This is a genomic window from Nonomuraea sp. NPDC001699 (genome assembly GCF_053596455.1).
On sequence record NZ_JBSFGF010000048.1, the window covers coordinates 20,913 to 30,605 of the forward strand.

General features: G+C 67.6%; 8 protein-coding genes. 3 read left to right on the top strand and 5 right to left on the bottom strand.

Annotated features, from left to right (window positions below):
* From ACWCSU_RS51485 to ACWCSU_RS51505, 5 genes are all read right to left on the bottom strand, one after another.
* The gene (locus tag ACWCSU_RS51485) at window positions 1-3,054 is read right to left on the bottom strand and encodes a S8 family serine peptidase (RefSeq protein WP_449944712.1); all 3,054 of its coding nucleotides are present in this window, start codon (window positions 3,052-3,054) and stop codon (window positions 1-3) included.
* Between the two features lie 468 nt (window positions 3,055-3,522).
* Window positions 3,523-4,404, bottom strand: coding sequence for a hypothetical protein (locus ACWCSU_RS51490; protein WP_449944715.1), 882 nt, complete (start codon window positions 4,402-4,404; stop codon window positions 3,523-3,525).
* A gap of 98 nt (window positions 4,405-4,502) precedes the next feature.
* Entirely contained in the window at window positions 4,503-5,558 is a 1,056-nt protein-coding gene (locus tag ACWCSU_RS51495; protein WP_449944717.1) for a CU044_5270 family protein, read from the bottom strand.
* The gene (locus tag ACWCSU_RS51500) at window positions 5,558-6,142 is read right to left on the bottom strand and encodes an RNA polymerase sigma factor (RefSeq protein ID WP_357705926.1); all 585 of its coding nucleotides are present in this window, start codon (window positions 6,140-6,142) and stop codon (window positions 5,558-5,560) included. The genes ACWCSU_RS51495 and ACWCSU_RS51500 overlap by 1 nt, the downstream gene beginning before the upstream one ends.
* A gap of 471 nt (window positions 6,143-6,613) precedes the next feature.
* Window positions 6,614-7,216, bottom strand: coding sequence for an IS5 family transposase (locus tag ACWCSU_RS51505; protein WP_449944719.1), 603 nt, complete (start codon window positions 7,214-7,216; stop codon window positions 6,614-6,616).
* A gap of 192 nt (window positions 7,217-7,408) precedes the next feature.
* Here ACWCSU_RS51505 and ACWCSU_RS51510 point away from each other — a divergent pair, with 192 nt between their 5' ends.
* The 3 genes from ACWCSU_RS51510 to ACWCSU_RS51520 all read left to right on the top strand — a co-directional run bounded on the left by ACWCSU_RS51510 (window position 7,409) and on the right by ACWCSU_RS51520 (window position 9,410).
* Window positions 7,409-8,482, top strand: coding sequence for a hypothetical protein (locus tag ACWCSU_RS51510; protein WP_449944722.1), 1,074 nt, complete (start codon window positions 7,409-7,411; stop codon window positions 8,480-8,482).
* Between the two features lie 134 nt (window positions 8,483-8,616).
* Entirely contained in the window at window positions 8,617-8,853 is a 237-nt protein-coding gene (locus ACWCSU_RS51515) for a hypothetical protein (protein ID WP_449944724.1), read from the top strand.
* Between the two features lie 23 nt (window positions 8,854-8,876).
* Window positions 8,877-9,410 (top strand): DNA methyltransferase, encoded by a 534-nt coding sequence (locus tag ACWCSU_RS51520; RefSeq protein ID WP_449944725.1) that lies wholly within the window; start codon window positions 8,877-8,879, stop codon window positions 9,408-9,410.
* Window positions 9,411-9,693: the final 283 nt, after the last annotated feature.

Consider the following 9,693-nt stretch of genomic DNA (forward strand, 5'->3'; position numbering starts at 1 on the left):
TTATCCGACCGCGTAGGCGTGGTGGATGGTCTGGCTGACGGTGTTGCCCGCGGTGTCGGTCGACGTGGCGCGCAGGGACACGAAGCCCGCCGTGCGGGGGTTGGTCATCTGCGCCGTCCAGTCCGAGCCCTTGGCTCTGACCCGGATGTCGCGCCAGGTCGCTCCGTCATCGACGGACATCTGCAGGTGGATGGACTTCACGGCTGCCGCGGGAGCGCCGGGATTGCGTTCGATCCAGATCGGCAGCCGGGTGGACGATCCGGGCTTGGCACGGTTGTACTCGTCCAGCCCCTCCGGGGCGAAGCGAACCGCCGCCAGGGCGAGCGCTTCCCGCTTGGCAGTGCTCGCCGAGCGGAACGTCCACGTCGATTCCACTTTCGTGGACAGCGTGGAGTGCGGCACCTGTCGGCTGGCCGTCGCGCTGAGCGTGTACCTGGCGGGCTCCGCCGGGAGACCGGTGCTCAGCCGGCAGGAATCGGCCTCCCACAGCCCGCACCTGGTGTAGTCGATCGTGGAGATGACCTGATCACCCTTGGCGAGCCTGATGGTGCCGGTGGCGGCGCCGTCCATGCCGACCCGGCCGGGCACGCCCTCGGAGAACAGCCGGGCGCCGTCGAACGTCACGGTGTTCCCCTCCCGCCAGGCGCCCGAGGTGGCGAAGGACGGGCCGCTGACCGCGACGCCCCACGTCTGCCGATCGCGGCCGTCGCCGGTGGGTCCCGTGGCCCCCGTGACCGCGGATTCGCCGACGCGCAGCGCGCTGGACCACTTGTGCCCTCGCGTCCGGTATTCCGTGAGCTTGCCCGGCAGAGGCACATCGTTCGTGGGGGTCAGGAATCCGTCAGAAACGCCTTCGATGGCGTTCGCCACGAAGTAGGTGCCCTTCGCGGCCGTTCCGGCACCGCGGAAGGTGGTGGTCACCTTGTCGAGGTCCTTCACCCTGGCCGCGTACGTGGGGTCGTCGGGCACGCCGTCATGGCGTTCGTCCACCAGGTCGTAGCGGACGGGAGTGGGAGAGGCGTCCTTCTTGTGGAAATGCATTCTGGTGACGTACTTCAGTCCGGGCTGCTTGGAGCCGAGCACGAAGTACACGGCGCTGGGGTCGGGCCTGCCTCCGGCCCAGCCGAGGTACCACGAACCGTTGATCACCCACATCTCGGTCCACCCGCTGATGACAGCCGTGGGCTCGTCCAGGGTGAATCTGATCGGTTTGGCCTGGCGCGTGTCCAGGACGATCTCCGTGCCCTGTTCGCCGACCTTCACCGGCAAGTGCGTGGTCGTGATGCGCGTGCCTTCGTAGATGTCCACGTACAGGCTCCACTCGCCGGCGGGGAGCCGGTAGGTGTCCGGCGCGCCGCGAAGGACCATCCGGAGACTCTCGCCCTTGCCGTTGTAGAATTCCCCGACCGCGTCGACGGGCTGGCCGTCGGTGCCCAGTGCGCTGATCTTCACGTCGTAGGCTTCCGGCTCCACGTACGAGGTGGCGACGGTACGGACGAGAAGGTCACCCGATCGGGCCGTGATGGTGCCCGGATGATCGCCGGGCTCCTTGCCGGTCCCGTCGATCGTCACGGTGACCGATGCCGTGCCCTTGGCGGGCACCTCGACCCGCTGTGCCGAGGTGCGCAGCACGTCGCCGTCCACGGTGAGGTCCAGCGTGATCGCAGAGTCGCCGGCGTTGGTGTACGTGATCTCCTTGGTCGCCTGCCGTTCGCCGGATCTGCCCCAGCGGAGGACCGTGCCGATGTTCGCGGGACTGGCATACACCTGCTGACCGACCGCGCGAACCAGGTCGACGCGCCCGGCGCCCTGGTCGAAGAGCGTGGCGCCGGCCTGCGGCGCGGCGCTACCGATGAGCGCGGCCTTGAGCTGCTCGCCGCTCCAGTCCGGGTGCTGCTGGGCGAGGATCGCCGCCGCACCCGCGACGTGCGGCGCCGCCATGGAGGTGCCGCTGTGGGCGACGTACGGGCCGTCTGCCGTGCCCTGCGCGGCCGCCGCCATGATGTCGACGCCGGGTGCGGTCACGTCGGGCTTGATCGCGTGATCGCCATTTCTCGGGCCGCGGCTGGAGAATTCGGCCATCTTGTCGGACTTGTCGACCGCGCCGACCGTCAACGCCGCATCGGCGCTGCCCGGGCTGCTGACCGAGCCGGGTGCTCCGTCGTTGCCCGCCGCGATGACGAACAGCGCTCCCGTACGCGCTGACAGGGTGTTGACGGCCCGCTCAATCGGGTCGATGCCAGGTGTGTCCGGGCCGCCGATGCTCATGTTGATGATCTTTGCTTTGACCTCGACAGCGGCCCATTCCATGCCTGCCAGCATTGCCGATTCGCTGATGTTCTCTCCGCCGACCTTGCCAAGCGCGATCTTCGCGCCCGGCGCGACACCCCGATACTTCTCTCCGGCGCCCGCCACGATGGAGGCGACATGGGTGCCATGCCCCACGTTATCGGTGATGTCTGGTTCGTCGGAGAAGTTCCGCGACTGCGTGACCACGTCCTTGAGATCGGGGTGGGTGGCGTCGTAACCGGAGTCGAGCACGGCGACCGTGACACCGGATCCGGTCAGCCCCTGTTGCCACGCCTGCGGAGCCCCGATCTGCTTGACGCTCCGGTCAAGGGTGATGGGCCGCTTCCCGTCCAGCCAGATCTTCGACTTGCCGGCGGCCAGTGATCGTGCGCCGCCGACCAGGCTCTGCCAGGTCTGGCCCGCCGTCGCCTTGGACACGCTCGTGCCGGCCAGCCCCAGCCCGGCGAACTCCTTCGCCTTGCGCGTTCCGCTGAGCGCCGGTGCCGCCTTCCCTTCGGCGAACTGGACGATCAGCGGTATCTCCGCCTTGTAGGCGTCGCCGTACCGCCAGGTGAGCAGCTGCGTGACGTCGAACAAACGCTCATCCAGCAGGCCCTGGGCCAGCAGCCGTTTGGCATCCTCTGGAATGACGTGAAGGTGGCCCTGACGGCGCTGGACGTCGAAGCGATGGTTTCTGCCCGGACCAGGCTCGATCCGGTAGCCGTTCGCTGTGACAGTCACCCGGTCGCCGGTCAGCAGCGTCACTGAGCCCGACACCCCGGTCACGGGAGATGCCGGCTCGGCTGCCTGTGCGGCACTCGTGGTACCGCCTGCGATGAGAGATCCCGCCACGATCATGGCGAGGGTTGCGTGGGTTAATTTCATTTGCTCTCTCGTTGTCGAGGTGCGGAGAGTTGACATCAGTTCTCGACGCCGAGGCGCGAGATCACCATGTGCCGGGAAGGCGATCATCGCCGGTTGGCGTCGGGGCAATGGCCGGATCAGGAGAGTCCGCGATCATCACCACCGCCCTCGCTCACGGAGGCCCTCCGATGGGGCAGAGACGCTGATGGCCTGGGAAGTGACTCTGCCCTACCTTCTGGTCAGCAGGGGACCTTGGAGGTGGGCGCGGGCAAGGGGCGCCCAGGCCGGCCCGTGAGATCCGAACTCGTGCGTCACTTGTTGCGAGGGATGCCGCTCACGCGCCACGAGCGGCACCCCGGGAGCGCTGCGTCAGACGAGCTTGCCGTAGATCCGGGACGGGACCGCCTGGGCCGCGCCCTCCCTGCCGAACTCCTGGTAGACCCGCGACGTGATCTCCACGGCCTTGGGCAAATAGGCGGGGTAGAAGGCCTTTCCGCACTCCAGGTCCCTCAGCGCCGCCTTGATCTCCTTGTCCAGGTACGGCCTGGCCTGCGCGGGCTTCAGGTTCGGCCGGAAGATGACGGTCTTGCCCTCGGCCTCCTTGGGTAGTTCGCCCTTCCACGTCTTCTTGGCGACATCCGAAGCCTGCCGCACGATCTTCGTGTGGCTCAGACCGTCCAGCACGGTCGGCCTGGTCTCGCCGACCCCCAGGCACGTGGCGAACTGCTTGCCCAGCTGGACGAGCTGCTTGTCCTGGTCGAGGACGCTCAGCGACTTGTCCACCGCCGCTTCGAGCTGGTCGTAGTAGTCCTCCTGGGAGGTGACGGTCTTGCCCAGCACCTCCTTGACCGCCTGGGAGAAGCAGGCGTCGTCGGCGGCGCGCCACTTCTTCAGCTGGCCGGCCGAGAGCGACATCAGCATCTTGTTGTTCGGGTCCTCGTGCTGGACGGGGTTGACGACCTTGTCCTTGGGATAGACGTTCGGGGACCAGACGCCGAAGCCGTACTTGGCCCGGTACTCCCGCAGCGCCTCCAGGTCACCCGCGAGCCGCTCCTGCTCCCCGGGCTGCCACGTGTACCGAGGCTCCGGGGAGGCCACGTAGTCCAGGCCCCGCTCCATCATGCAGGCGACGCGCTTGGCCTCCAGTCGTGTCTGCTTCTCGTACGCGGTGGCGTCCCCCGACGGCGGCGAGGTGAGGCCGCCGAATGAACCGGCGAGCAGGGTGACCGCGACGGCCTTGGCGACGAACATGCAGGTTCTCCTTTTTCCTTGAGGGCATGCCGGATCGATCTGAGGGCATGCGAAACAGAACTCACGGCCCGAAAGGCCGGATCAGGTGGGGAAAGGTCTCAGCAGGGGATCTTCATGCGGGACGCCTTCGGCGACACCTCGGGCAGGCCGGGGGCGAGATCTGCGGCGAGCACCGCGGTGCCGGTCACCATGCCCTTCTTCTCGATGTACTCGCCCTTGGGCAGCTTCACCCTCTTGTCCTTGGTGACCACCGTGCGCTCGCCCAGGTAGTGATAGGTCTGCCGGTCGAAGATCAGCTCGGACCGGGTGCCGTTGCCCTCGTCCATGGCGACGGCCAGCCCGGGGCGGCCGGAGACGTCCGCCGCGTCACCGATGAGCACGATGCCGTCCAGCCCGGCGGCCACCTGGTAGAGCGCGGCGCCCAGGCTGGGCCGTACCACGGACTCGCGGATCAGGCCCTGGAGGGAGGACCAGATGCGCAGCGGCTCCTCGCCCATGTCGGCCACGATCTTCGCGCGCACCTGGGCGGGGTCCGTCGGCCAGGTGCGCAGCCGGGCGTAGGCCGGTTGGCCAGGGCAGCCCGACGACTCGGAGAGGATGTCCTCGACGCCGTGGTCCCAGAAACGCCGAGGCGCCGGTCCCGTGGCTGACAGGCTCTGCTTGCGGCTCAGCCAGGGCTTACCCACGTCGGCGGCCTCCCAGCGCTCCTCATTGACCATCACCTTGGTGTACTGCATGGTGCCCGCCTTGTCCCTGGTGTACAGGCTGTGCTGGGCCAGCGTCTTGGTGTGAACGTACTGGCCGCGGGCCGGCACCGTGTCAGGCCGGTCGGCAGCGGCCTGCGCGGCCAGGGTGAGCAGCGCCTTGGCGTCGGCCGGAGGGGCAGCGATCAGGTACCCGGGGGTACGCGAGTCGGAGCCGCCCAGACTCACCTGGCTGACGATGATTCCGCCGGTGAGCATCACCGCCATGGCGCCGACCAGGGCGACGCGCCGGATCGGCAGCGTGGTGGGCCACCAGCGGCGCGGACGGTCCAACCGTGATGCCTGTGCCTGGCGGGTCAGGCGGAGGAGGCGGTCACGCCCCCTCGCTGCCGCCTCCGGCGTCGGCTCGGGCTCCGCGAACACGGCCTCGATCAGCTTCAACTCGTCCATCACCACTCCCCGATCGGGTTGACGTCGCCCAGGGCCTTTCGCAGCTTCTTGCGCGCCCTGTTCAACCGGGACCCGACGGTCCCCACCGGTACGTCCAGGGCGGCGGCGATCTCCTCGTAGCCCAGCCCGCCGAACACGAGCAGGAACACCACGTCGCGATCGCCCTTCGCCAGGCCCTTCAGCCCCCGTACGAGCTCCGGCCGGCTGGCCTGCGCCGCGAGCTGCGAGGTCACTCGGTCCTCGTGCCCGTCATCGGAGTCCTCAGCCGCGATCTTGCTGAGCGCGTTCAGGCGGCGGCCCTCCCTGCGGCGGTGCCGGGCCACGACATTCGTGGCGATGCCGAATAACCACGACCGCACCGTGCCCCGCTGCGGATCGAAGCCGCACCTGCCGTCGAATGCGAGCAGGAAGGCCTCCGCGACCAGGTCCTCGGCCTGCTCGCCGCCGAGCCGGGCGGCCAGGTAGCGATAGACCTCCTTGAAGTACCGGTCGTACAGGAGGGCGAAAAGCTCAGGATTGTCCATCGACCGCTCGACCATGGTGACGTCTTCCAGCACATCGTTGGCGTCAGGTGGTGCAGCCATGGCGTCCTTCCGAAGGCGACTGTCTCCCAGTGTTCGCCGCTCGGCAGATTTTCTTCACGCCAATTTCCGGCGCGGCCATCGAAGCGACCCAGCGGGAACGCGCCCTCAACTCCGAGAAGCGGAGGCTGGCATCCTTCCCCAGGTCTTCATCGCGCCATAGGCATGAGATCGTTGGCGCTCTCGTTCATGGGCGATCAGGTCCACAACGACGGCCAGGTGCTCGCGTTGGGGGTGTGTCGGCTGCGTCGATGACGCCGCCCGCGTCGCCGGTCGTGTCGGTGGCCAGCCCGTGAGCGTCACCGAGGACGTGCTGGCCGCGGTCCGGACCGCCGTGAGCGCGGCCAGTCGGTCACCCTGATCGCCCGCGAGGGCCGAACGGGATGACAAAGCCTGCTTGTTCAGGAACCCGATGCGGACGAGGGTTGCCGATCATGGTCTATGGCTGCGACATTCCATCTCTTTGTCAGCGGATCAGGGCTGGTGACCGGAGCGGCCCAGCTTGGCGGCCTTCAGCCGGAACAGGTATCGGCGTCGCAGCCGTCGCCGCTCGTTCCTCCCGTCGTCCCCGTTGCCGTCCCCGTCGCCGCTCGTTCCTCCCGTCGTCCCCGTTGCCGTCCCCGTCGTCGTTGTCCCTGCTCTCTTCGTCGCCGAGGTCGCCGTCGGCGGCGTTTTGCCCCTTTGGCGTAGCCCCCTTTCCTGCTCGACGGCTTCTTCCAGCGCCGCGCTCAGCTCACCGTCCAAGACCATCCCGGCGGCATGATGGTGGGCGCGAGCGGTGGTGGAGTCGACGCTGACCAGGTCGAGGTCGGCCTGTCCCCGGCCGGCGGCCTCGGCGATCATGGCCTGCATCAGCTGCTCGAACACGCCGTCCCGCGCCCAGGTGCGGAACCGGTCGTAGGCGGTGGACCATGGCCCGTACTCCTCCGGCAGGTCACGCCAGGGGCTGCCGGTACGAAACCGCCACATCACCGCGTTGAACAGCCGCCGCAGATCCGGGACCGGACCCCGCTCACCCAACGGTAAGTGAGGCTCGATCAAGGACCATTCTTCGTCGGTGAGATCTCCACGCGCCATGTTCGATGGCCTACCAGGGTCGCCGGCCGTACCGCAGGCAATCCCTCTGATCTCAACTCCGTACAGGCCCTAGCTGAGCGCTCATGGCGACGCGAGCCCTTGCGGGACCCGGGTGTGTCCTCCTGGGGAGGGACAGCACCGCGCAGAATTAGTTAACCTCCTTTCCAGTTCCTCGTGAACGGAGGTATCGGCATGCGCCGTCTGGCCGCGCTCGTCTCCTTACTCCTCCCCCTCCTTCTCCTGCCCGTCCCCGCACAGGCCGCTGCGACCCCGCTGCAGGTCTACGGCGCCTGGCACTGTGGTGATGACGCCTGTATCTGGGGCAACGTCCGCAGCCCAACAGACTTCGACACAAAGAACCACTGGCTGATCGACCGAGGAGACGGCCGCCCCTCGGTCAACCTCGTGGTGCTCAGCTTCGTCCACCCGGTCAAGTTGCTGCACAAGACCACCGACACACAGACCCTCGACGGCGTGCCACGTGGCATGACCGCTGACATCGTGAACTACTTCACCAGCCGTGGAATCCGGGTGATGCTCTCCATCGGCGGCATCACGTACACCACCGCGTGGAACTCCGCCCTGGCGGAGAACGCGGCGCAGTTCGGGCGCAACGCGGCCGAGGTCGCCCAGCGGCTCGGCGTCGGCATAGAGATCGACTACGAGGAGAACAGCAGGCCCGACCTGGCCGGTCTGCAGGCCTTCGTCGACGCCTACCGCTCCGCCCTGCCGTACGACGCGAGCGGTGCGAACCCAGCCGCCCGGCTGACCATCGACCTCGCCGCCGGTGACCGCTGGCTCATCGACATCACCAGGAAGGCGACCGCGGACTGGCTGCGCACCGACACCCCGGTCCTGGACTACGCCAACGCGATGGTGCCCGCCCAGCAGCCCAGGAGCTCCGACGCCATCGCCAACTGGCAGGAGCACATCGACGGCAAGACCACCTACTCTCCGCCGATTCCGTCGCTGGCTCCGGCCAAGTTCACCGGCGCGTTCTACATCGCTGAAGGAAGCAAGGTCCGCGCCGAATGCACGAACTTCAGCACCTCGCTGCAGAAGTCCACGGGATCGTTCGTCCAGACGGCCGCGCCGAAGATTGCCGGACTCACTTCCGGCATGCTCGGCTACATGTTCTGGGCCGCCGAACGTCCCTCCACAAGGGGCGTGACCACCGCACCTCCGAACTCCTGCGAGGGAGGAGTGGGCGGCGGCGCCACCGCGTACACCATCCCCCTCCCGATGCCCGCCCTACGGCAAAGCTGACCGCCTCCCGGGACCGGGCCGCCGGTCCGGGACAGACCAAATGCCCGTCCGAGATTCGATGACGGGCCACTAGTGTCGTTGCCAGCGCTGTCGAAGCGGGGACGAAACTCAGCAGGTGATAGGAAGCGGCATCGATGACGGACTCAGACCGGCGCCGGACCGGACAGCCCGAGGTTGACGCGCTTCTCGACCAGGCCGACGCCGCGCTCACCGGCGCCGCGAGCCGCGGCGCAGAGCCGCTGCAGGACGTTTCACGGGGCGAGGTCGATGTTCTTGACGGCGCTGATGAAGGCGGCCAACACAGCGGCCTCGACGTCGTCCCGTTTCCCGCGTGCGAGATAGAGGCCGAGTCGGCCGCAGATCTTCCGTAGGGCCGGCTCGGCCATCCCGGCCGTTGCTCAACATCGGCGACTGCTACGCCTCGAACTCGGACGGCTGGGCCCGGGGTGCCGGCTACAACCAACTCCAACCCATGGTCCGCCCACGTTCCCGGCTGTCCGTTCCGCCCAAGAACCTGCTCGGCATGCCGTGGCGCGTCGCCTTCGCCTTGCAGGAGGACGGCTGGATCCTGCGGCACGCCATCGTCTGGGACAAGCCGAACGCGATGCCGCAGTCCGTGCTCGATCGCGTCTCCACCCGATACGAGATGCTCTTCCTGCTCGTGAAACAACGCCGCTACTGGTTCGACCTGGACGCCATCCGCGAGGCACACGCAGGCGACCGGCCTCTGTCACGCCACACGCGTCGAGGCGGCAACATGCCCGACAGCATTCCGCCTTCTTGGCCTGACGACGGCAAGTACCGCGATGACCAGGACGCCTTCTGCGGCAAACGCTATGCTGCCCACCGGGCAGCGGCATGCTGTCCGCTCACGAGGTGGCGAGTGAAGAGATCGCCCGCCTCGTTGGTCACTCGTCAACGCATGTGACCGAGACCGTGTACCGGCAGGAGATCCGACCAGCGCTGACAGACGGCGCCGTGGTCATGGACGAGATCTTCAAGTCGCGAGCCGGGTAGAGCAGAGCAGTGGCTCCCCGTTTGGCTCCCTAAGATCCGAAAAGGGGCACCAGAGAAACTCTGGCACCCCTTCCGACCAGCTATAACTGGTCGGGACGACAGTGTGCTGGTTCAGGACATAGGAAACCCATGTCGCAGGACATAGGAAACTTCAACAAAGTGTGTCTCGGGACATAGGCAACCACCGCGATCAA

What these genes read in the sequence shown, in the direction of transcription:
- ACWCSU_RS51490 (WP_449944715.1), bottom strand. Translation starts at nt 4,404, where the DNA reads ATGTTCGTCGCCAAGGCCGTCGCGGTCACCCTGCTCGCCGGTTCATTC.
- ACWCSU_RS51495 (WP_449944717.1), bottom strand. Translation starts at nt 5,558, where the DNA reads ATGGACGAGTTGAAGCTGATCGAGGCCGTGTTCGCGGAGCCCGAGCCG.
- ACWCSU_RS51510 (WP_449944722.1), top strand. Translation starts at nt 7,409, where the DNA reads ATGCGCCGTCTGGCCGCGCTCGTCTCCTTACTCCTCCCCCTCCTTCTC.
- ACWCSU_RS51515 (WP_449944724.1), top strand. Translation starts at nt 8,617, where the DNA reads ATGACGGACTCAGACCGGCGCCGGACCGGACAGCCCGAGGTTGACGCG.
- ACWCSU_RS51505 (WP_449944719.1), bottom strand. Translation starts at nt 7,216, where the DNA reads ATGGCGCGTGGAGATCTCACCGACGAAGAATGGTCCTTGATCGAGCCT.
- ACWCSU_RS51500 (WP_357705926.1), bottom strand. Translation starts at nt 6,142, where the DNA reads ATGGCTGCACCACCTGACGCCAACGATGTGCTGGAAGACGTCACCATG.